Raw genomic sequence first — 21,962 nt, forward strand, 5'->3', positions numbered from 1 at the left:
ACTTAGCAGTGAAATACCTTAGCAGGAAATGCAATTTGTTGCACTTTATCTTAACCTTGATGGCCTGATTATGAACAAGTTTTTATAATTTGAGCTTATATAAGCAAATGACGAAGCTAATATAAATAACCTTAAGTAATATAAGGGCGAATAATTACGCCTTCTTCACCTTTTACTTCTTCCATTACTACATAAGTTCGGCTTTCACTTACGTTTGGCAGTTTCAATAGTATGTCGCCTAATACGCCACGGTATTCTGACATATCGTTTACGCGCGTTTTAAGTAAAAAATCAAAATTACCCGATACTAAATGACATTCAATAATTTCTTCGTGCTTTTTAACCGCAGCACTAAACTCATCAAATACGTCGGGAGATGTTTTAGTAATCGTTACTTCTACATACACCGATAAACCTTGCCCAAGCTTAGCGGGATCGACCACCGCTTTATAGCCAAGTATATAACCTTCTCGTTCTAGCTTTTTTACTCGCTCCAAGCAGGGCGTGGCGCTTAGGCCAACTCGTCTGGCCAGTTCTACGTTCGACAAGCGTCCATCGTGTTGTAATTCCATTAAAATTTTACGGTCAATTCTATCTAATAATTGATGCATAGTACCAACTAGTTTTTTATGCTGTTTATTTTTATTATCTAGATGATAACACTAGATTTGACTTTAAAAAAGGTGAGACACACGGGCTTATGATGAATATAATAGTGGAAAATGTTAATCCGTTCTTAATAAGGCAAATGATATGATTATTGGTGTTCCTAAAGAAATTAAAAACCATGAATACCGTGTAGGTATGGTTCCTGCAAGTGTTCGTGAATTAGTAAACCACGGTCACCAAGTGATTGTAGAAACTGATGCAGGCATGGGCATTGGTTTTACTAACGAAGATTACACACAAGCGGGTGCTGAAATTTTAGCAACTGCTGCTGATGTTTTCGCTAAAGCAGATATGATTGTAAAAGTAAAAGAGCCGCAAGCTGTTGAACGTGCAATGCTACGTGAAGACCAAATTCTTTTCACTTACTTACACCTTGCACCTGATCTTCCACAAACTGAAGACCTTGTAAAAAGCAAAGCTATTTGTATTGCATACGAAACTGTAACTGACTCACGCGGTGGTTTACCGCTTCTTGCTCCTATGAGCGAAGTTGCTGGTCGTATGTCTATTCAAGCTGGTGCACAAGCGCTAGAAAAATCTAACCACGGTCGTGGCATGCTACTAGGTGGCGTACCAGGCGTTGAAGCTGCTAAAGTTGTTATCATTGGCGGCGGCATGGTTGGTCGTAGCGCAGCTCAAATGGCTGTTGGCCTTGGTGCTGAAGTTGTCGTTCTTGATCGTAACATCGACGTATTACGTGCTCTAGACGCGCAATTTGGTAATAAAGTTAAAGCTATTTACTCAACTGCTGATGCACTAGAAAAACACGTACTAGAAGCTGATTTAGTAATCGGTGGTGTACTGATCCCTGGTGCAGCTGCACCTAAACTAGTAACTGCTGAGCACATTAAAGCAATGAAACCTGGTTCTGCAATTGTTGACGTTGCAATCGACCAAGGTGGCTGTATTGCTACTTCTAAAGCAACTACGCATGCTGATCCAACTTTCATCGTTGATGAAGTTGTTCACTACTGTGTTGCTAACATGCCAGGTGCAGTTCCACGCACATCTACGTTTGCACTTAACAATGCAACATTGCCTTTCATCATTAACCTTGCAAACAAAGGCTATAAAAAGGCGCTACTAGATGACGCTCACTTCTTAAAAGGCTTAAACGTAATTAAAGGCCAAGTAACTTACAAAGAAGTAGCTGAAGCGTTCAACATAGAATATGTTGACCCACGCACAGCGGTAGAAAACGCATAATTTAGCGTTTCGTAGTTAGGTTGGTATTAAGTAATGTAGCTACCTAACTACAACCCATAAAAAAAGCAGCTAATTAGCTGCTTTTTTTATGTCTGATTTAAAGTAAATTTATATGAAACGCTTAATTATAAAATCTACTTTTACGCGCTTAGCTTGGCCAAGTAGTTTTTTAACTGGCTGCGGGTAATCATCCATTGTTTCTAAATCATCTGGGCCTGTTAAACGTCGGCAGTGTTGTAAAATTTCCTGCTTTTCGTTATCAATAGCATCCATAATTGTTTGCTCTGGATCTTCTATTAAAATACCGTTTTCGATATCAAGACCCCATGCACGCGGATTTAAGTTATGCCCACTCAGTAAATGTTTTGTTCTATCTGAGCAAATACCTTTTAAATGAAACGAATTACTTTCATCTTTCCACAGATACACATTTAAATTACCGTTATCGATGTGACGTTTTTGCGTTTTTACAAACTTATGCAAAATAGTTTCGTATAAATAAGGTAATGCCCCTATTTTACTAAACGGCTCACTTGGCGGTAAATAAAAGTCATTGGCTGTTTTATCCCCCACCACAATAGTAACTTGCTTACCTTGCTTTAATAATCGGCGCAGTGATCGCATAAGTGGCGCCGGAAAATTAAAGTATGGCGTATACAACACAAGCTCTTGCTCTGTGGTATCAAATAACGCTTTTATTAAACGATTTAATTCGTTATTACGACGACCAAGCCCTAAAAACAAACGAATACCTAATGCTTGCGTATTTAGTTGCTCTGCTGCGTTGTAACTTGCGACTTTTAAATCACGCATTAATTGCTTTTGATCAAGTTTGAAGTCGTGTAAACGCTTAAGCGGTCGTGTGTCTATGCGTGGCACAGCAACGGAGCTAATTAGCTTTGTCTCAATAAAATCAACCACTGAATCACACAGCTCGCTCTGCGTTATTAAAAAGTAACGATCGAGTCTGTAACGCTCGTTATACTGCAAATACACGTTGTTTAAGCTTGCGCCGCTGTAAAGTAAAGTATCGTCAATGACAAAACCCTTTAAATGTAATACGCCAAATAATTCTTTAGCTTTTACAGGTACGCCATAAACTTGTACGTTCGATTTAAACTTTTCTAAATCGTCACAGTATAAACTTGCGTTACCATCAGATTTCTCTGCACCAATTAAACCACGTTGCGCACGATGAAAATCCACCAGCACTTTTACATCAAGCGCAGGGTTCTCTAATGATACTCGATGCAGGGCTTCTAAAATCTCGCGGCCTGCTTCGTCATCCTGTAAATAAAGCGCTGTGATATAAATTCGTTTTTTTGCATTAGCTATCAAACGTAGCAATTGCGTTCGGTAATCTTGCGCATTGGTTAAGACGTTAACGTCTTTTGAAGTCAACCCGAATGCGGGTTTTTCCTGCCAAAATAACATAGTTGCCTATTCGCTTAGGTCACATAATCTATCAGTGACAAATAAAATTAGGTAAAACATAACAAAAAAAATCAAAGGGGTCATGAATTAACGCTGTTTTGTTGCCTGTTAGTCTATTTATTGAGCTACTTAGGTGTTTTAACTGTAAAAGTACTGAGCTCTAGTACACAATACTGCACAGCTTTTCGATTTGCGAAAAAAAATAATCGCGGATTTTGTTTACATCCGCCTTGATTTTCTTAGAATCGAGCGCATTAAAGACCGTATTAAACGTTTAGGAAAAAATAATGACTGAAGCAAAACATTGTAAGCTACTAATTTTAGGCTCTGGCCCAGCTGGTTATACTGCCGCAGTATATGCCGCACGTGCAAATTTAAACCCTGTTTTAATTACAGGCATTCAACAAGGTGGTCAATTAACAACCACAACTGAAGTTGAAAACTGGCCTGGTGATGCACACGGCTTAACGGGCCCTGCATTAATGGATCGTATGAAAGAGCACGCTGAGCGCTTTGAAACTGAAATCATATTCGATCACATCAATAAAGTAGATGTATCTAAGCGCCCTTTCACACTAACTGGCGACCAAGGTACTTACACATGTGATGCGTTAATCATTGCAACAGGTGCTTCTGCTAAATACTTAGGCTTAGAGTCTGAAACTAATTTCCAAGGCCGTGGCGTTTCAGCCTGTGCTACATGTGATGGCTTTTTCTATAAAGGTCAGAAAGTAGCGGTTGTTGGTGGTGGTAATACAGCGGTTGAAGAAGCGCTATACTTATCTAACATTGCTGACGAAGTACATGTTATTCACCGCCGTGATAGTTTCCGTAGTGAAAAAATACTTGCAGACCGCCTTGCTGAAAAAGCAGCTAACGGTAACGTTGTTTTACATTACAACCGTACGCTTGACGAAGTATTAGGCGACCAAATGGGCGTAACTGGCATTCGTATTAAAGATGCACACTCTGATGCGACAGAAGAGCTAGATTTAGCCGGTGTATTTATTGCTATTGGTCATAAGCCAAATACAGATATGTTTGTTGGTCAACTAGAAATGAAAGACGGCTACTTAGTTGTAGAGTCTGGATTGAATGGTAACGCAACTCAAACAAGTGTAGAGGGCGTTTTTGCTGCAGGTGATGTGTCTGACCACATTTACCGTCAAGCAATCACATCAGCGGGTACAGGCTGTATGGCTGCCCTTGATGCAGAGCGTTTCTTAGATAATTTATAAGCAATTAAATAAATTATAATAGGGCTGATTATTCAGCCCTTTTTTTATGTCTAAAATATAGTTACACTTTTACGATCAATTATAAAATAAGTACTGTATGAGAAATCAGCTATACCAATTAAGTGAAACCGATATAGCATTCCCCAATCCGGAATACGCATTAGAATCCCCTGATGGCTTGTTAGCAATTGGCGGAGATTTAAGTTTACCTCGCCTAAGTAATGCCTACAAAAGCGGAATATTCCCTTGGTTTAGCGAAGATGAGCCTATTATGTGGTGGTCGCCGAGCGAACGCGGGATTTTTGAACTGGATGATTTTCATATAAGTAAGAGCCTGCGTAAACATTTAAAAAAGCACCCTGTAAAAGTAACCATTAATAATGCCTTTGAGGAGGTAATAGAAGCTTGTCGCGATCAACGCCTTAATACCGATGGCACTTGGATCACCTCTGACATGCTCAACGCTTATGTTAATGCACACAATGCTGGCATTGCCCATAGCATAGAAGTGTGGAGCAACGGAGAGCTTGCAGGTGGCTTATACGGTATTATGCATAGTGGTGTTTTTTGTGGTGAATCGATGTTTCATCATCAAACCAATTGCTCAAAGCTTGCTATGTGGGCACTGGTAAATTGGCTTAAACGTCATAATGCGCATTTTATTGATTGCCAGTTAGAAAACCCTTATTTAATGACCTTAGGTGCACAAGTAATCCCCCGCTCAACATTTTTGACTAAACTAAAAGCTGCACATAACTATATTATTAATCCTATTATGTGGGAGCCACAAGAACTTGACGCAATCTATGAATGAGCAACTTCCTGCACGTGTTGGTTTAACCCAAGAGTTTGACTGTAGTTATTTACCCAACAGACAAGAGCAACTTTTAGTTATTCTAGATCCTAGTTGCTACAGCACAGACAAATTTGAGTCATTATTAGGCTTAGGGTTTCGTCGCAGTGGTAACCAAATATACCGTCCACACTGCCCAATATGCAGTGCATGTAATTCTGTACGTGTATTAGCACAAGACTTTATCCCATCAAAATCGCAAAAACGTAAACTAAACAAAGCAAAAAACCAGTTTGAAGTAAAATACTCGACGCAAGAACGCCCTGAGTATTATCCGCTCTATAGTAAATACATAACGATGCGCCATCAGGATGGAAGTATGTATCCTCCTGAAAAAGAACAGTTTCAAAGCTTTTTACTTTGCAGTTGGCTCAAAATCACATTTATTGAACTATGGCACCAAGATACTTTAGCCGCAGTTGCCGTAACTGATTGTATGAACAGCTCTATTTCTGCAATTTATACTTTTTTTGACCCCGACTTTGAACACTATAGTTTAGGCTCTGTGATGATATTAGAGCAGCTTAAATTTGCAAAAGAGCAAAATAAGCAATACGTGTACTTAGGCTATCAAATTGATGAATGCGATAAAATGAAGTACAAAACTCAGTTTTTACCAGCTCAAAAACAGCTCAATGATGAGTGGGTGGCTATTTAATTTGCAAATATAGCCCCTGCGCCTTTACTTATTGGTGTATTTTGGGCAAAATCTGCAGCGTTTAACTATTAAAGAGGTGTTACGCTAAACATGGCGAAAGAAGACGTAATCGAAATGCAAGGGACAGTCCTTGATACTTTACCAAATACAATGTTCCGAGTTGAGCTAGAAAATGGTCACGTAGTTGTGGCTCACATTTCAGGCAAAATGCGCAAAAACTATATCCGTATTTTAACCGGCGATAAAGTAACGGTAGAAATGACTCCTTACGATTTATCAAAGGGTCGTATCGTATTCCGTGCTCGCTAAGTAAGTGCGTAAACGAGATTTAGTTTTTGGCTAGTGTTTTACTAGCTTTAAGCGTTTATTAAATGTAATTGATAGACATTGACTAGCAATTACATTTAATAAACAAAAAACCCAGTTTTTACTGGGTTTTTTGTTGCCTATAAAAATGGCAAAAAAATGGCCCGCTATTATTTAGCGGGCCATTTTTATTTAACTTAGTTGTGTAATTAACGTTTTACGCTGGCGTTAAATTGCTCTCGTAATCAAAGCGAATCTTCTTGTCTTTAACCGATACTTTAACTGTACCGCCATCAACAAGTTCACCAAACAGTATTTCATTAGCTAATTGCTTTTTAAGCTCTTCTTGAATAACACGTGCCATTGGTCGTGCACCCATAGCCTTGTCATAACCTTTATCTGCGAGCCATTCACGCGCTTTAGGCGTAAGCTCAAGATTAACCGATTTTTTATCAAGCTGAGCTTGCAGTTCCACAATAAATTTATCAACCACCAGTAAAATAACTTCACGTTCAAGGTGGTTAAACCAAATAATGTTATCTAAACGGTTTCTAAATTCTGGCGAAAATACTTTATTAATTTCACCCATTGCATCGTGCGTGTGATCTTGCTCTGTAAAACCAATCGACTTACGCGTGGTTTCTTGTACGCCCGCATTGGTAGTCATTACAACCACTACATTTCTAAAATCAGCTTTACGACCGTTATTATCGGTTAACGTACCGTGATCCATAACTTGTAGTAAAATATTGTAAATATCTGGATGCGCTTTTTCAATCTCATCTAAAAGTACAACCGCATGTGGGTTTTTAATAACCGCCTCGGTTAATAACCCGCCTTGCTCAAAACCAACATATCCTGGTGGAGCACCAATTAATCGGCTGATTGCGTGGCGCTCTACATACTCAGACATATCAAAACGAATAAACTCAACACCCATACATTTAGCAAGTTGCTTAGTTACTTCTGTTTTACCAACACCTGTTGGGCCTGCAAACAAGAACGAACCCACTGGTTTTTCTTCGCTTGATAAACCCGAGCGGGATAAACGAATAGCCGATGTAAGTGCATCAATAGATTGATCTTGTCCAAACACAAGCATTTTAAGATTACGGTCTAGATTTTTAAGCGTCTCTTTATCTGTTGAAGACACATTTTGTGGTGGAATACGTGCCATCTTCGATATTATTAGCTCTATATCAGCCACACCAATGGTTTTTTTACGTTTAGAACTAGGCTGTAAACGTTGGTTAGCGCCCGCTTCATCAATTACATCAATTGCTTTATCTGGCAAGTGGCGCTCATTAATGTATTTAGCACTAAGTTCAGCAGCTGCTTTTAATGCTTTTTGAGTGTAGCGAATACCATGGTGCTCTTCGTAACGCTCTTTTAATCCATTTAAAATTTTAGTGGTATCAGCAACACTTGGTTCAAGTACATCAATTTTTTGAAAACGACGTACTAATGCACGGTCTTTCTCAAAAATATTTTTATACTCATTGTAAGTGGTTGAACCCATACAACGTAACTTACCACTTGAAAGAAGTGGTTTAAGTAAGTTTGAAGCGTCCATAACGCCACCAGACGCTGCGCCAGCACCTATTATGGTATGTATTTCATCAATAAATAAAATAGACCCAGGTTGTGCCTGAAGCTCTTTTAATAAGCTTTTAAAGCGCTTTTCAAAATCGCCACGGTATTTAGTACCTGCAAGCAATGCCCCCATATCTAGTGAGTACACAACTGCATCTGCAATTACTTCTGGTACTTGCTCGTTCACAATACGGTACGCTAAACCTTCAGCAATGGCTGTTTTACCAACGCCCGCTTCACCAACAAGTAATGGGTTATTCTTTTTACGACGACACAATACTTGTACCGTACGCTCTACTTCGCTGTCGCGCCCAATCAGTGGGTCAATATTACCTTCACGAGCCTGAGCGTTTAAGTTAGTTGTAAAGCTGTCTAGCTTACTTGCTTCTTCGTTTTGAACTTCTTGCACTTCTTCATGTATATCATCGCTGTCGTCGCCTAGTTCATCATCAGCTTTTGAAATACCGTGCGAAATAAAATTAACAATATCTAAGCGCGATACATCATGCTTTTTAAGTAAATAAACAGCTTGGCTCTCTTGCTCAGAAAAAATAGCAACCAGCACATTGACACCCGTCACTTCGTTTTTTCCTGACGATTGCACATGAAACACAGCACGTTGTAATACACGCTGAAAACCAAGCGTTGGCTGAGTTTCACGCTCTTCTTCTAAATCTGGGATGACGGGTGTTGTTTCGTCAATAAATTCTAATAATTCGGTTTTTAAGCCTGAAAGATTAACACCACACGCGTTTAAGGCTTCTCCTGCAGAAGGATTATCTAATAGCGCAAGTAAAAGGTGCTCTACGGTCATAAACTCATGACGGCGAGTGCGCGCTTCACGAAACGCGGCATTTAAAGTGAGTTCTAAGTCTTTGTTTAGCATTGGCAACCCCTTACTGAGATAATAATTTATACCACAACAATCGGATGTTTGATCACCCTAATTGGTATTTATACCAATTGTATTAAATTGGTATTATTCCTGCTCACAACTACAAAGCAGTGGATGCTCGTTATCCCGTGAGTAACGGTTAACTTGTTCAACTTTGGTGTGGGCAACATCGGCGCTGTAAACACCGCAAATACCCTTACCTTTTTCATGAACCTGAAGCATCACATCGGTTGCTCTATCGCTATCCATATTAAAAAACGTCGTTAAAACTTCAATTACGAAGTCCATCGGCGTGTAGTCGTCGTTATTTAAAACAACTTTATATTTTCGCGGCGGCTGTAGCTTTTGCTTTTCACTGTCGCGAACTGTGTCGATAACACCTGAATCTTTCATACCACTCATAATTAAATATAGTCTTGTCTTTGTAACTCAAGCAAACTTGAATAAAAAATAAATAAAATGTTAAAAAATAACTCAAAACACTTGACTGGTTGGCTAAATAAACTACAGTCAAACATAGATTGATTAAACCTTAGTCAGTCTAGCAAATTATACGGTTTAGAATAACTAAATTAGTCAACTTATTGAAGGATGTAGAAGTATGGCTTGTGGTAAAGTTAAATGGTTCAACAACGCCAAAGGTTTTGGTTTCATCGTAGAAGACGGCTGCGAGAATGATATCTTCGCTCATTACTCAACAATTGTAATGGACGGCTATAAAACGCTTAAAGCTGGTCAAGATGTAACATTCGAATTAGAACAAGGGCCTAAAGGCCTACACGCTAAAAATATTGCCCCAGATGGTGACATTATTGAGTGACGATTGTTTTGTTCGACTAAAGCGAGCGACCTTTTAAGATCCTCGCTTAATTCCTTAAGCATACTAACTTATCTCTTCTTCCCTTATTTATTGCCTCTTTTCATTCAAATTCAACCCTTTTCCTTGAATTTATTTTATATACCCCAATGTTCTAAGAGTTGATTGTTTAACTGCTTATTGGGCATGCTCAAACTCTAGCCCTTTTTATTTAAGCTTGTTACACTCTTGGTGCTAAAAATTGCGCATAACACCTTATCGCCTCTTTTATATGTACTAGGCTAAAGGCTGATTTATTTTTGTTAATTTTTTAGCTATAAATACGATTCCAGTTCGTCAGGTGTGACTATTCTGCTTTTATAAAAGAGCAACGCTGAGTACCAACACCTAACAAACTATTCATTACGAGCGTACGTGTTCATTAACTTGTTTAATAATATGTACTCACTCATAAGTAATGATTTTCTTTGCATTGTTGAATAAGACCTTATCGGTCGACTATCTAGGAATGATGATGACATCAAAAATTATCTATACAAAAACGGACGAAGCTCCGGCACTAGCAACTTATTCGTTGCTACCGATCATCCAAGCATATACAAATGCGGCCGGTGTTGAAGTTGAAACTCGCGACATTTCATTAGCAGGTCGTGTAATTGCTAGCTTCCCTGATTATTTAACAGAAGAACAACGCATCGGTGATGCACTTGCTGAACTTGGCGAGCTTGCTAAAACACCAGAAGCAAACATCATCAAATTACCAAACATCAGTGCATCTGTACCACAGCTTCGCGCTGTAATTAAAGAGCTTCAAGCAAAAGGTTACGCTCTTCCAGAATACCCTGTTGAACCTAAAAATGATGAAGAAAAAGCAATTCAAGCGGCTTACGACAAAATTAAAGGCAGTGCAGTAAACCCTGTACTACGTGAAGGTAACTCAGATCGTCGCGCGCCAGGCTCTGTAAAAGAATATGCACGTAACAACCCACATTCAATGGGTGCGTGGAGCAAAGATTCTCAGTCTTACGTTGCAAGTATGAGCGAAGGCGATTTCTTCGGTTCAGAAAAATCAGTAACTGTTGATACAGCCACTGATGTGCGTATTGAACATGTTGCAACTAACGGTGACGTTACTGTTCTTAAACAAAGCACACCTCTTTTAGCTGGCGAAGTTATTGATGCATCAAGCATTAGCGCTTCTAAGCTTCAAGCTTTCTTAGCTGCAGAAATTGACGCTGCTAAAGAAAAAGGTGTTTTGTTCTCGCTTCACATGAAAGCGACAATGATGAAAGTATCTGATCCAATCATCTTCGGTCACGCTGTTAAAGTATTCTACAAAGATGTATTTGCTAAACACGGTGAGCTTTTTGAAGAGCTAGGTGTTGATGTAAATAATGGTTTAGGCGACGTATATTCTAAAATTCAAACATTAGACGATGCTAAGCGCGAAGAAATCGAAGCAGACATTCAAGCTGTTTACGCTAACCGCCCTGCTATTGCTATGGTTGATTCTGACCGTGGTATTACAAATTTACACGTACCAAGTGACGTGATCATCGATGCATCTATGCCTGCAGCAATCCGTTCAAGCGGTCAAATGTGGAATAACGATGGTAAATTACAAGACACTAGCTTTGTAATTCCTGATCGCTGTTACTCAAGTGTTTACCAAGCAACTATCGATTTTTGTAAAGAAAATGGCGCGTTTGATCCAACAACAATGGGTAGCGTTCCAAACGTTGGCCTTATGGCTCAAAAAGCTGAAGAATACGGTTCACACGACAAAACATTTGAAGCAAAAGCGGACGGTTCTATCCGTGTTGTTGATGCAAATGGTAATACATTACTTGAGCACAGTGTTGAGCAAGGCGATATCTGGCGTATGTGTCAGGTTAAAGACGCACCAATTCAAGATTGGGTTAAGCTTGCAGTAAATCGTGCACGCGCAACAGGCGTTCCAGCTATTTTCTGGTTAGACGAAAACCGTGCACATGATGCGCAGCTAATCAAAAAAGTAAATAAATACCTACCAGAGCACGATACAGCGGGTCTAGATATTCAAATTTTAGCACCGCTTGAAGCAACATTGTTCTCACTAGCGCGTATTAAAGAAGGTAAAGACACGATTTCTGTAACAGGTAACGTACTACGTGATTACCTAACAGATTTATTCCCAATTTTAGAGTTGGGTACGAGTGCTAAAATGCTTTCAATTGTTCCACTTATGAACGGTGGTGGCTTATTTGAAACTGGCGCGGGTGGTTCTGCACCTAAGCACGTTCAACAATTCGAAAAAGAAAACCACTTACGTTGGGATTCTTTAGGTGAATTTTTAGCACTTGCTGCATCACTTGAGCACTTAAGCGTAACTGCTGGTAACAACAAGGCACAAGTACTTGCTGATACCCTAGATAAAGCAACAGGTACGTTCCTTGCTGAAAACAAATCGCCGTCACGTAAAGTGAAAGAAATTGATAACCGTGGTTCTCATTTCTTCCTATCTTTATTCTGGGCACAAGAACTTGCTAAGCAAAATGATGACAGTGAACTTAAAGCACAGTTTACTCAAATCGCTAGCGACCTTGAGTCTAATAAAGAGCAAATCGTAAGTGAGCTTAACGATGCGCAAGGCCCTGCAGTTGATTTAGGCGGTTACTTCCAGCCTAACGATGATGCAGCCTTTAAAGCGATGCGTCCAAGCACTACATTTAACGATATTCTTGCTAAATTAGTATAAATATCGGTTTAAATTTAAAAGCCGCTTACTTGCAAAAGTAAGCGGCTTTTTTATGTCTAAACTTTACAAAAAAAGGCCGCTATTTATAAAATAGCGGCCTTTGAATAATTAAATTTATTTATTTAATTAATTATTTAGTATCATACCAATTCGCTTAATTAAGTGATCAACTTTGAGGCAAGAAAATCTTGTCGATAACAAGGCAAAAATTTCGTTATTTAGTTGCTCTATATCAGAAATTTTTAACGCAGTTACCGTCAGATTTAATCCCTCAAATTGATTAAGTATTATTGCGGGTTGGTATAAGCACGTGGCATTTTTGAATCTGTCGTATAGCGGTCACGCAGTTTATCTTGACGAGATTGTGTAGATATCTCAACGCCATTAATAAACATTTTGCTCACATGGCTGCTTAGCTCAAACGGGTCATTACTCCATATTACTACATCAGCAGCTTTGCCTACTTCAAGGCTACCTGCATTAATGCCAAATACATCAGCAACGTTCGATGTAAGCGCTTTTAACGCACCTTCTTGGCTCATACCGTACGACACTGCATTACCAGCATCAAAACGCAGCTGATAAATATTGTGACTTGCATCACCACCTACCGTTAATAATACTTTAACGCCTGCTTTTTCAAGCACACTAGCATTATCTAAACTCGCATGAAGTGAATCAAAGCTTCCTGGTAAGCTATCCATTGCACTAATAATCACTGGAATATTTGCTTTAGCAACGCGCTCTTTTACTACAACAGCATCTTGCGCACCATTAAGTACTAGGTTAATACCAAATTGCTCTTTTACTTTAATTAGCTCAATAATATCCGCCGCACGCGAAACGCCAACCACTAATGGCATTTCACCACTGAGTACTTTAGCCATTACTTTATCTTCAGTACTTGGCTTGTCGTCATCTTTTTTCGCTTTTTTACCGGCTTTAGTTTTGTGCTCATCAAGCTTATTAATAAGTGTTTGCAAAGTAAAAGCACGTGAGCCTTTACTACGCTCACCTAAGTAAACAATTAAAGCCGCTTGTTTTTGCATGTCGCTGTCAAAACTACCACTTAAATCAACAACACTCGCAAGGCCTGAAAAAATGCTATCGCCGCCATGAGGAGTAATTACATCGCGTGTTACGCCGCCTTTACGAGCGTAAGGAATTAAGCTTGAATGTGCGTTGTAAGCAAGACTTACATCAAAATCAATACCGGCTTTTTCTTCCCCTGCATCGCGAGAGCCTGCAACTGCACTTACTTCAACCAAACCAAGTTGATTAATACTTGCTATAAAGCCTGGGGTTACAATTTGCCCCTTTGCATCAATAATTTGATCTACTTTAATTTCAGTTGGGTTAATCGCTGTGATTTTACCATCTGTCATTACAATGCTTGCCGCTTCTAATACACCTTGATCAGAAGACGTATGCAATGTTGCATTAATAATTGCTAGTGATTGTGCGCTTACAGCATCAGATGCTAATAATCCTGCAGCAACCAGAGAAAGCGAAAACGAACGTGATAAATTTTTCATTCTGGGTGCTCCTTATTGTTGACCTAACATAAAATCACTTGTTGCTTGGTACGCGCTGTCGTTTCTATCGTAAACTTTTGCACCATCAACAAACACTTGTTCAGCTTTAGCATAGACACTAAATGGGCTTTGATTCCAAATAACAACATCGCCCTGCTTACCCGCTTCTAGTGAACCTGTTTTGTCATCAATACCTAGCGATTTAGCAGCGTTAGACGTGATCCATTTAATAGCGTGTTGCTCAGAAATATCAAAACCATTTTCGTTAGCTCGGTACATAACCTTGCCCGCTTCTTGGTTTAAACGCTGAATAGTAGTATCTGAATCTGAGTGAACAACTGCACACGAGTTTTTAACCGCATCAACAATAGCCACGTTTTCTTGAACCATGTCGTAGGCTTCCATTTTAAAGCCCCACCAGTCAGGCCAAAGTGCAGCACACGAACCATTTTGCGCAAGTAAGTCAGCAATTTTATATGCTTCTACACCGTGATGAAAAGTACCTGCGTGGTAACCAAATTCTTTTGACAGGTCAATCATCATTGCCATTTCTTCTGCTTTATAACAATGATTATGAATACGTACTTCGCCTTCAAGCACACCGCGTAGCGTATCGTGTTTAATATCACGTACTGGTGCTTCTGGGTTTAAACCGGCTTCATAATCGGCATCGTATTTATCCCATGCACGTTTGTACTCAGCGGCTTCAGCCCAGGCCATACGGTAACCAGCCATATTACCCATACGGGTTGAAGGCAATACACCTTGACGACCATAAACACGTTTAGGGTTTTCACCACACGCCATTTTTAAACCATACGGCGCCTCTGGAAATTTCATCCCTTGCATAGTGTGCGCTGGTACATTTTTAAGCGTAACGCCGCGTCCACCAAATAAGTTAGCTGAGCCTGGTAAAATTTGTAGAGAAGTAATGCCGCCTTCGCGTGCACGATTAAAGCCTGGATCTTGTGGCCAAACAGAATGCTCAACCCACACTTCTGCAGTGTTAGGGCTGGTCATTTCGTTACCATCTTGATGCGACTCGACTGACGGACTTGGGTATGCGCCTAAATGTGAATGTACGTCAATAATACCCGGTGTTACCCATTTCCCTTGTGCATCAATTGTAATATCAGCAGTGGCTGTTAAGTCTTTACCGACTTGTTGTACTTTACCATCAACAAGTAATACATCAGCCTCATCTAAACGTTCACCAGTACCTGTAAGTACTGTTGCATTTGTAATAAGCGTGCTTGATGTAGAAAGTGGCTGATAAGTACTTGGGTAAGGATTTTTGTTAATTGTTATTTTATCGTCTTGTGGGCCGTTTTCTTGGCAGCCTACAAGTGCAGCAGCTAAGCCAACCGCTAATAAAGAAGGTGCAAATTTTTGCATGTTGTTTGGATCTCCTGTTTTTTTGCTACTTTAGCGAAACCTAAAGGATAAAGCCAAAAAAACAGGTGAAAACGCAGTTAATTAAGATGAATTTCTGTAATTATTTCTTTATATAATTGTTATATAGCTTTTCAAGCGCACCTTCGGTGGTAAGCGAGGGATCTTTACTAATAAAGTGCTTAACCGTACGCGTTACAAAATCAGAGTTTTGCTTGTGTAGCTTAGAAAAATCTTTAATAAGTGTATTACCGTCTTTAGCCGCAGTAACTTTGTCATGACGATGACGATACTGGCTCAATGCTTTATTAAAATCGCCTTGGTAGTCTTCAACCAAAATTTTATAAAAGTCGCTTTTTTGAACATTTAAATCGTTAATACAGTAATTTAGCGCCTCTTTAAAGTCGGTAAATATCATGCCTTCTACATCAAACTCTTTTGTTTTTTCGCGCACTGCTACTTTGGCATCTTCTGTGGCATAGCTAAAACCCGTAAAGGCTAAACGCTCAGCGGCTTCTTTGCCTAATTTCATACCCGCTTGAATACTATGGGCAAACTCGTCGCTCATGTCGCCAAGTTCGCTTTCTTCCCACATGTTATAAACGCGCAGTGGTTTAGCATATTTATTTGAGAGCTTTTTTTTAAGCTTGGTAAAGCGCTCATCAATCGTCATCAGTCTTTCGTTATGTAAAAGTGCGTGGCACTCATAACACGCAGGGATTGAGATAAAGTCAGCCTCTTCACCTAAATCAACGATACTTTGTAGCATATGCAGTGGCGGACAATGATCGCGCTCTGTCGCTTCGCAGCCACAATAAAAACACTGATTAAAATGCTGCTGATCGCACGCGTATGCTTGCTGATAATAACTGGCTAACGTTTTGCTCACCGTTGCTCCTTGAAAAAACACGACTAAATTATGGAGGCGATAATAACAGCCTGAAAAAATAAGTTATACCAATTGCATTAAATTAGTGCTCTATTATTTCGCTAAAAAGTAGTGCAATAACAGGCACAAATAACAACGTGTAGTTATTCTATACAAATAATTTTTAACGCAGTAAGTACACTATTTAATGCAATAGAATGATTATGTTTTTTATTAGTCGCTAGATTTAAATAACGGCCGCTATTAAACCAAATAAACCACCAAACACACCGCCCCATACTACAAGCCAGCCTAGGTGCTCGCGGATCATGGTCTGAATAATCTCTTTAACCATTTTAGGAGTAAGCTCATCTAAGCGCTCATCAACTAGTTTAAGCACCGTTTCATGTAGGCTTTCTGCGCTATTACCTTGTGAAAGTGTTTGGCTTACTAATGCTTTAAAATCGTCAGTTTGAGAAATCTCACTAAGCGACAATTGCATTTTTTCAATAAACTTTTCACGCATCGGCTCTATTGCTGCTGTGCCACCAAACATCCCAAGCATACTACCAAACTGAGACTGCTCTATTACCTCTAACAAATTGTCGAATGCAGGGTTTAAATCAACATTGCTAATTATTGGCTCAAAGTCGATATTGGGCTGTGCTTTATTGAGTAAATTATTAATTTTTTGCTCTGAAAAAAACTCCGTTAATATTAAGTTTCGTATAGCGACTTTAAAGCTTTCAAACTTAAGCGCTATAACACCTGAACCATATAAAAACGGGACTTTTTCGAATAACATATGAATAGCTAATAAATTAGTTACCGCGCCAGAAAGTGCAAATAAACCAACAGACAACACAATTGCTTGGTTAAACATAAAACCTACAACAACACATAAACCCGCTAGCAAATTGGTTATTAAACTTTTGTTCATTTTAACTCCACTACAGTAAGTGTAATTTTATTCAATATAGCCGTTAATTTTACAACGTTTAGATTGTTAAATTAATACCTTTTTGCCATAGTTTAAGTATCTGTTTAAAAGGCGAGCAATTGTTATGTGGAAAACAGTAAATGAGCACATCAGCCAAGCCATTAATTTTGACTTTAAGCACACCTACAAACGCCAATTACAAAGTACAAACACCGACAAACTATTTCATATTACCAATGGTACGCATAACTACTTCGTTAAAATAGCACTAAAAAGCGAGCTCGAGCGTTTAGAAAGTGAATTTGTTGGCTTAAAGCTTTTGGCGCAAAATAGTAATTTTAAAGTACCTGAATGTATTACAACTGGTGCAAATATAGAGTTTTCGTTTATTGTTTTACAATGGCTTGTTTTAGATAAACAACCCCACGACACGTGGACTAATATGGGTCGCAACCTCGCTAAAATGCATCAAAAACATGACCAAGCTATGTTTGGCTTTGATGTAGACAATTACCTAGCCACGACCATACAGCCAAACCGCTGGCACAAAAAGTGGGATGTATTTTACGCCGAAGAGCGTATAGGGTGGCAATTACAACTACTCGCTGAAAAAGGCATTAGCTTTATTGAGCCCGAGCGCTTAATTAATGCCGTTAAAGAACAGCTGCATAGTCATCAAGTCGAGCCCTCATTACTGCATGGCGATTTTTGGCGAGGAAATATGGGCTTTTTAAAAGCAGAGCCAACGGTATTTAACCCCGCTTGTTATTATGGTGATCGGGAAGTGGATATTGCAATGAGCGAACTATTTTCGCCACTTCCAAAAGACTTTTATAGCGCCTATAACCAGCACTACCCGCTTTCTCAAAATTACGAAAAACGTAAGTTAATATACCAGCTATACCCTATTTTAAATCACGCTAACATCTTTGCCGGTCACTATCTTACTGAAGCTAAACAACATATAGAAAAGCTGGTATTTGAAGGTATAAAATAAGTGTCATAAGCTGCATTTCAGCACTATATTTAATGAGTAAGTAGGCGTTCATCTGTAAGCGATTAAGTTGAACCTAACTTAATTATTTATAACTGGAGTGATTATGAAAGATTTTTTATCACAACGAATAACGTGCCCACACTGCGGACACCACATACATCTAGACTTAGACGCAAGCAGCGGCGATCAAGACTATATAGAAGATTGCACTGCCTGCTGTAACCCAATTCATTTAAATATGCATATAGACCATGCTAATAATAAATTGGAGCTACACGTAGACAGTGACGACGAACAAATATTTTAACTTAAGCCTGATGGCGTAAGTACTTCTCTACCGTATTTACAATAGTGTAAGTTTGCTGATCAACTTCAATATTAAACTTGTCACCCACTTGCGCTGCACCAATGTTTGTAATGGCGAGCGTTTCCGGAATTAGGTGTATCCAAAAACCTTGTTCATCAACTTCGCCTACGGTTAAGCTTGCGCCATTTATAGCAACAAAGCCTTTATATAACACGTACTTTTGCCACTCTTTTGGCAAGCTTAATTGTATTTTGCAGTTATTCTCAAGCTTCACTATTTGAGAGATTTGTGACGTACAATGAATATGCCCAGACACTATATGCCCACCCAGCTCAGTACCAAACGTAACAGAGCGTTCGTAATTTACTAAACTACCTAGCTCAAGCAGGCCTAAATTAGTTAACTTTAGGGTTTCGTCAATCACATCAAAATGCACTTGCGCCACCACATCATGATTACTTAGCTCAACTTGCACAACCGTTAAACAACAGCCATTAATAGCAATACTTGCGCCTAAATCTAAATGCTTAACGTACTCATCGCTCACCGATACAACTAAGCGTAACACACCATCAGCTTGAGTTTTAGAGACCACTGTTGCTTGTGTTTGCACTATTCCTGTAAACATAAAATCACTTAAAATTATTACAAAGTGCTAGTTTAACGTATCAACTCATAAAATCATTCACTACTGTGATTTTTATTTGAAACGCAATAGATTACAATTGCCGCCTGTTTTATTTAATAGCTTTTTTTATGACCTTTTGCAATTGGGAAGCCAAGCGTTTACTTTCCCTAGCTTTACCTGTTTTTTTAGCACAAGTTACACTTATTTTAATGTCGGTAGTCGACACAATTATGGCCGGCCAAGTTAGCCCTACTGACTTAGCTGCACTTTCTATTGCAACAGGAATATGGAACCCATTATTACTTGCTCTGCAAGGTATTTTATTAGCGCTTACTGGTATTATTGCGCAGTTTTCGGGCAGCGATGACCGCAAAGGCATTAGCCACTATTTTCAACAAGCGCTTTATTTAACCGCTATTTTGAGCTTTACAGGCTTTGGAATTGCCCATTTAGCAGATGCTATTATTTTTAAGCTCGATACAACGCCTGCAATTGCAAACCTTGCCATTGACTACATTCACTTTGTGAAATGGGGTGTATTTGGATTTTTAATTTTTACGGTATACAGAAACGTTACCGAAGGCATGGGGATGACCAAACCCGCTTTTTACATAAGCCTATTAGGTTTAGCTGTTAATATTCCGGTAAATTATATTTTCATAAATGGCTTATTTGGTTTTCCTGCTTATGGCGGCGCAGGCTGTGGCATTGCCACAGCAATTGTTTTAACTGTTATGGCAATAGCACAAGTTACTTACTGCCAAATGAGTAAAAAGGTAGATGCTAAAGGCCTGCTTTCATCATTCGAAAAACCTAATTTCACTACCATTGGTATTATTATTAAGCTAGGTATACCAATTTCACTTGCCACCTTTTTTGAAGTCACTTTATTTGCGTGTATACCGCTATTTATTGCGCATTTAGGTGCAGTGGCTGTATCCGGGCATCAAATAGCAGCGAGTGTAACTACATTGCTGTTTATGATGCCGCTGAGCCTCTCTATCGCTATAAGTATTCGTATTGGTAATCTATATGGTCAAAATAATTTACAGCAGTTAAAAGTTGCCGTATCGACTAGTTACATATTAGCTATTGTAATTGCACTATTTTTGGCACTTATGACTTTTACAGGTCGTGATTTAATTAGCCAACTGTATACCGACAGCCCCGCTGTAATGGCTCTGGCTTCATCAATTATGATACTAGCGTGTGTCTACCAGTTACCCGATGCATTACAGGTTGCTGCAAATGGCATGCTTCGTGGGTTAAAATACACCACGCCTATATCGTATATTACGTTTATATCGTATTGGTTAATCGGCTTTTGTTTAGGTTACGTATTGGCAAGAACAGACATAATTGTGCCAGCTATGGGACCGCATGGCTTTTGGGTTGGAATAATAGTAGGCCTTAGTGTCGCTGCTATTTTATTAATGCTAACAGTAAGAAAGCGTCTAAAATATGAATTTGCTAACAGTGATGCATTCAATCAAAACTAATAAACTCAGCCTTAAATCATTACCAGTTACTTTGCTGGTAATGTGTTTTTTAATGCTTACTGGCTGCAACAAGCCACAAAGTACTGTAAACGCTACTTATATTGAACGCTTAAGTAGCACAGTTAATGCAAGCCCAACACAGCCTACGCCACTCAAGCAACTCCCTTTACTGCAGCCTCCCCCAATAGCACAAAGTGACTTAACACTGAGTATTGTTGAGCTTGCAGGCATTAGCCAATGTAAGCTTAACGTACTTATAAGTGAGCACAACAACCAATTAGGGAAAACAGCCAGTGCTGCTGGGCAATTAAAATATCAAATAAACTTTATTAAAAGTGCACAGGTTTGCTTAAATACGCTTGATAAAAATAGCCCTAGTTACACAAAAATACTCGCAGCCAAAAACTATAAAGAAACACACCTAATGTACTTTTTTAATACCATGTTATTTAAAGAACCTGAGTTAAATCGTACCTGGCAACTCACCTCAAACGAGCTCACTACTGAACCCGCTGGTTTTCGCGATACCGTATTTGCGCTAAAGCAACTTGCACTCATTAAGCAGCAAATTAAGGCTAAAGAATTTAGTGAAATTAATAGCGACTCTATTTTTAGTGCACTCGAGCAGCTTAATAAATTTCAATTTAACCAAGCACTCATTCAATCAGTCCGCATGCAGGTCGTATTAAATAACAACGCTACACAGTTTGTAAAAACACTAAACTTTAATACGCTGTGCCCAGAGGATAAAAATAATAAAAACGCAAAAATCATAAGCAACGTATTTCAAAAGTTTTACCTAAAAGAAATTCAGCCCTATCAAGCGCAATTAACTGGTTATCTAGAGGTACTACAACCGCTTTATAATGAGCTTTGGTTTAACGAAAGTATCTCAAGCCCTCAAATTAATAACTTAGTCAAAACGGACTCAGCAAGTAACTTACTGAACTTACTAAAAAGCTCAGCTAAAAAACATGTGGTTTGGTGGCAAGTATTTTATAAAACGTGTGAAATAAGCCCAATATGAATAAAAAAACGGCAAATAAACTCAAAAACAACAAACTTGCTTGATTCACCAACCGCCACGCTATATATTAGCCGCCGTTGTTAAGCAATTAACACCTACTTAAATAAAGTAATACGACTGTAGCTCAGTTGGTTAGAGCACTACCTTGACATGGTAGGGGTCGGTGGTTCGAATCCACTCAGTCGTACCAACATTTATTCTTAACTTAAAGAGTAAATCTATTTAAGAACTCAAAAAATTGTACGACTGTAGCTCAGTTGGTTAGAGCACTACCTTGACATGGTAGGGGTCGGTGGTTCGAATCCACTCAGTCGTACCACTTCAAAGTAATGAAAAAAACCTAAGAAAAAGCACTACCCACTC

20 protein-coding genes and 2 tRNA genes are annotated in these 21,962 nt (G+C 39.0%); 13 read left to right on the forward strand and 9 right to left on the reverse strand.

What is annotated here, in order from left to right:
• Positions 1–131: 131 nt before the first annotated feature.
• Positions 132–611 carry a leucine-responsive transcriptional regulator Lrp gene (lrp, locus tag GQR47_RS05585; protein ID WP_007582985.1) on the reverse strand — a complete coding sequence of 160 codons (480 nt, stop codon included), beginning with the start codon at positions 609–611 and terminating at the stop codon, positions 132–134.
• 142 nt (positions 612–753) lie between these two features.
• Between lrp and ald the strand changes: the two genes are divergently transcribed.
• Complete coding sequence (ald, locus tag GQR47_RS05590; protein WP_165723627.1) at positions 754–1,875, forward strand: alanine dehydrogenase; 1,122 nt, start codon at positions 754–756, stop codon at positions 1,873–1,875.
• A 108-nt stretch (positions 1,876–1,983) separates the two neighbouring features.
• Here ald and pssA read toward each other — a convergent pair whose 3' ends face one another.
• Positions 1,984–3,309 carry a CDP-diacylglycerol--serine O-phosphatidyltransferase gene (gene pssA / locus GQR47_RS05595; protein ID WP_002962483.1) on the reverse strand — a complete coding sequence of 442 codons (1,326 nt, stop codon included), beginning with the start codon at positions 3,307–3,309 and terminating at the stop codon, positions 1,984–1,986.
• Positions 3,310–3,596: 287 nt separating this feature from the next.
• Here pssA and trxB point away from each other — a divergent pair, with 287 nt between their 5' ends.
• The 4 genes from trxB (at position 3,597) to infA (ending at position 6,367) form a co-directional block, all read left to right on the forward strand.
• A complete protein-coding gene (gene trxB / locus GQR47_RS05600) occupies positions 3,597–4,547 on the forward strand; it encodes a thioredoxin-disulfide reductase (RefSeq protein WP_165723628.1) in 951 nt (316 codons plus the stop codon).
• A gap of 97 nt (positions 4,548–4,644) precedes the next feature.
• Complete coding sequence (gene aat / locus GQR47_RS05605; protein WP_165723629.1) at positions 4,645–5,361, forward strand: leucyl/phenylalanyl-tRNA--protein transferase; 717 nt, start codon at positions 4,645–4,647, stop codon at positions 5,359–5,361.
• Positions 5,354–6,058, forward strand: a complete 705-nt coding sequence (locus tag GQR47_RS05610; protein ID WP_024606094.1) for an arginyltransferase — start codon at positions 5,354–5,356, stop codon at positions 6,056–6,058. Before aat ends, GQR47_RS05610 begins: the two co-directional genes overlap by 8 nt.
• Positions 6,059–6,148: 90 nt before the next feature.
• Positions 6,149–6,367, forward strand: a complete 219-nt coding sequence (infA, locus tag GQR47_RS05615) for a translation initiation factor IF-1 (protein ID WP_002962494.1) — start codon at positions 6,149–6,151, stop codon at positions 6,365–6,367.
• Positions 6,368–6,581: 214 nt separating this feature from the next.
• Here the strand turns inward: infA and clpA are convergent, their stop codons facing one another.
• Together clpA and clpS are read right to left on the reverse strand one after the other, a co-directional pair.
• A complete protein-coding gene (gene clpA, locus GQR47_RS05620; protein WP_024595509.1) occupies positions 6,582–8,843 on the reverse strand; it encodes an ATP-dependent Clp protease ATP-binding subunit ClpA in 2,262 nt (753 codons plus the stop codon).
• A gap of 93 nt (positions 8,844–8,936) precedes the next feature.
• The gene (gene clpS / locus GQR47_RS05625) at positions 8,937–9,245 is read right to left on the reverse strand and encodes an ATP-dependent Clp protease adapter ClpS (protein ID WP_002962498.1); all 309 of its coding nucleotides are present in this window, start codon (positions 9,243–9,245) and stop codon (positions 8,937–8,939) included.
• Between the two features lie 208 nt (positions 9,246–9,453).
• On the opposite strand from clpS, the gene cspD reads away from it, so the two are divergent.
• The gene (cspD, locus tag GQR47_RS05630; protein WP_002962500.1) at positions 9,454–9,672 is read left to right on the forward strand and encodes a cold shock domain-containing protein CspD; all 219 of its coding nucleotides are present in this window, start codon (positions 9,454–9,456) and stop codon (positions 9,670–9,672) included.
• A 511-nt stretch (positions 9,673–10,183) separates the two neighbouring features.
• Positions 10,184–12,406, forward strand: a complete 2,223-nt coding sequence (locus GQR47_RS05635) for an NADP-dependent isocitrate dehydrogenase (RefSeq protein WP_165723630.1) — start codon at positions 10,184–10,186, stop codon at positions 12,404–12,406.
• A gap of 287 nt (positions 12,407–12,693) precedes the next feature.
• Here GQR47_RS05635 and GQR47_RS05640 read toward each other — a convergent pair whose 3' ends face one another.
• From GQR47_RS05640 to GQR47_RS05655, 4 genes are all read right to left on the reverse strand, one after another.
• Positions 12,694–13,941, reverse strand: a complete 1,248-nt coding sequence (locus GQR47_RS05640) for an amidohydrolase family protein (protein ID WP_165723631.1) — start codon at positions 13,939–13,941, stop codon at positions 12,694–12,696.
• Between the two features lie 12 nt (positions 13,942–13,953).
• Positions 13,954–15,336: an amidohydrolase gene (locus GQR47_RS05645; RefSeq protein WP_002962503.1), complete on the reverse strand. Its 1,383-nt coding sequence runs from the start codon at positions 15,334–15,336 to the stop codon at positions 13,954–13,956.
• A 100-nt stretch (positions 15,337–15,436) separates the two neighbouring features.
• Complete coding sequence (locus GQR47_RS05650) at positions 15,437–16,222, reverse strand: hypothetical protein (protein ID WP_002962505.1); 786 nt, start codon at positions 16,220–16,222, stop codon at positions 15,437–15,439.
• Between the two features lie 226 nt (positions 16,223–16,448).
• Positions 16,449–17,141 carry a hypothetical protein gene (locus tag GQR47_RS05655; RefSeq protein ID WP_002962506.1) on the reverse strand — a complete coding sequence of 231 codons (693 nt, stop codon included), beginning with the start codon at positions 17,139–17,141 and terminating at the stop codon, positions 16,449–16,451.
• A gap of 124 nt (positions 17,142–17,265) precedes the next feature.
• Between GQR47_RS05655 and GQR47_RS05660 the strand changes: the two genes are divergently transcribed.
• Positions 17,266–18,138: a fructosamine kinase family protein gene (locus GQR47_RS05660; protein WP_165723632.1), complete on the forward strand. Its 873-nt coding sequence runs from the start codon at positions 17,266–17,268 to the stop codon at positions 18,136–18,138.
• Between the two features lie 103 nt (positions 18,139–18,241).
• Complete coding sequence (locus tag GQR47_RS05665) at positions 18,242–18,445, forward strand: CPXCG motif-containing cysteine-rich protein (RefSeq protein ID WP_002962509.1); 204 nt, start codon at positions 18,242–18,244, stop codon at positions 18,443–18,445.
• 1 nt (position 18,446) lies between these two features.
• On the opposite strand, the gene GQR47_RS05670 is transcribed toward GQR47_RS05665, so the two are convergent.
• Complete coding sequence (locus GQR47_RS05670) at positions 18,447–19,073, reverse strand: riboflavin synthase subunit alpha (RefSeq protein ID WP_165723633.1); 627 nt, start codon at positions 19,071–19,073, stop codon at positions 18,447–18,449.
• Between the two features lie 128 nt (positions 19,074–19,201).
• Here GQR47_RS05670 and GQR47_RS05675 point away from each other — a divergent pair, with 128 nt between their 5' ends.
• From GQR47_RS05675 to GQR47_RS05690, 4 genes are all read left to right on the forward strand, one after another.
• On the forward strand, positions 19,202–20,572 hold the full coding sequence (locus GQR47_RS05675; protein WP_165723634.1) for an MATE family efflux transporter: 1,371 nt from the start codon (positions 19,202–19,204) through the stop codon (positions 20,570–20,572).
• Complete coding sequence (locus GQR47_RS05680) at positions 20,535–21,599, forward strand: DUF3080 family protein (RefSeq protein WP_165723635.1); 1,065 nt, start codon at positions 20,535–20,537, stop codon at positions 21,597–21,599. The genes GQR47_RS05675 and GQR47_RS05680 overlap by 38 nt, the downstream gene beginning before the upstream one ends.
• A 113-nt stretch (positions 21,600–21,712) precedes the next feature.
• Positions 21,713–21,789, forward strand: a tRNA-Val gene (locus tag GQR47_RS05685).
• A 52-nt stretch (positions 21,790–21,841) separates the two neighbouring features.
• Positions 21,842–21,918, forward strand: a tRNA-Val gene (locus GQR47_RS05690).
• The last annotated feature ends 44 nt before the right edge of the window (positions 21,919–21,962 follow it).

The organism is Pseudoalteromonas sp. Z1A2, assembly GCF_011378755.1.
Lineage (GTDB): Bacteria > Pseudomonadota > Gammaproteobacteria > Enterobacterales > Alteromonadaceae > Pseudoalteromonas > Pseudoalteromonas distincta.

What these genes read in the sequence shown, in the direction of transcription:
- GQR47_RS05635 (WP_165723630.1), top strand. Translation starts at nt 10,184, where the DNA reads ATGACATCAAAAATTATCTATACAAAAACGGACGAAGCTCCGGCACTA.
- GQR47_RS05645 (WP_002962503.1), bottom strand. Translation starts at nt 15,336, where the DNA reads ATGCAAAAATTTGCACCTTCTTTATTAGCGGTTGGCTTAGCTGCTGCA.
- GQR47_RS05670 (WP_165723633.1), bottom strand. Translation starts at nt 19,073, where the DNA reads ATGTTTACAGGAATAGTGCAAACACAAGCAACAGTGGTCTCTAAAACT.
- infA (WP_002962494.1), top strand. Translation starts at nt 6,149, where the DNA reads ATGGCGAAAGAAGACGTAATCGAAATGCAAGGGACAGTCCTTGATACT.
- clpA (WP_024595509.1), bottom strand. Translation starts at nt 8,843, where the DNA reads ATGCTAAACAAAGACTTAGAACTCACTTTAAATGCCGCGTTTCGTGAA.
- GQR47_RS05655 (WP_002962506.1), bottom strand. Translation starts at nt 17,141, where the DNA reads ATGAACAAAAGTTTAATAACCAATTTGCTAGCGGGTTTATGTGTTGTT.
- GQR47_RS05610 (WP_024606094.1), top strand. Translation starts at nt 5,354, where the DNA reads ATGAATGAGCAACTTCCTGCACGTGTTGGTTTAACCCAAGAGTTTGAC.
- pssA (WP_002962483.1), bottom strand. Translation starts at nt 3,309, where the DNA reads ATGTTATTTTGGCAGGAAAAACCCGCATTCGGGTTGACTTCAAAAGAC.
- cspD (WP_002962500.1), top strand. Translation starts at nt 9,454, where the DNA reads ATGGCTTGTGGTAAAGTTAAATGGTTCAACAACGCCAAAGGTTTTGGT.
- GQR47_RS05640 (WP_165723631.1), bottom strand. Translation starts at nt 13,941, where the DNA reads ATGAAAAATTTATCACGTTCGTTTTCGCTTTCTCTGGTTGCTGCAGGA.
- aat (WP_165723629.1), top strand. Translation starts at nt 4,645, where the DNA reads ATGAGAAATCAGCTATACCAATTAAGTGAAACCGATATAGCATTCCCC.
- GQR47_RS05660 (WP_165723632.1), top strand. Translation starts at nt 17,266, where the DNA reads ATGTGGAAAACAGTAAATGAGCACATCAGCCAAGCCATTAATTTTGAC.
- lrp (WP_007582985.1), bottom strand. Translation starts at nt 611, where the DNA reads ATGCATCAATTATTAGATAGAATTGACCGTAAAATTTTAATGGAATTA.
- GQR47_RS05675 (WP_165723634.1), top strand. Translation starts at nt 19,202, where the DNA reads ATGACCTTTTGCAATTGGGAAGCCAAGCGTTTACTTTCCCTAGCTTTA.
- ald (WP_165723627.1), top strand. Translation starts at nt 754, where the DNA reads ATGATTATTGGTGTTCCTAAAGAAATTAAAAACCATGAATACCGTGTA.
- GQR47_RS05665 (WP_002962509.1), top strand. Translation starts at nt 18,242, where the DNA reads ATGAAAGATTTTTTATCACAACGAATAACGTGCCCACACTGCGGACAC.
- trxB (WP_165723628.1), top strand. Translation starts at nt 3,597, where the DNA reads ATGACTGAAGCAAAACATTGTAAGCTACTAATTTTAGGCTCTGGCCCA.
- GQR47_RS05680 (WP_165723635.1), top strand. Translation starts at nt 20,535, where the DNA reads ATGAATTTGCTAACAGTGATGCATTCAATCAAAACTAATAAACTCAGC.
- clpS (WP_002962498.1), bottom strand. Translation starts at nt 9,245, where the DNA reads ATGAAAGATTCAGGTGTTATCGACACAGTTCGCGACAGTGAAAAGCAA.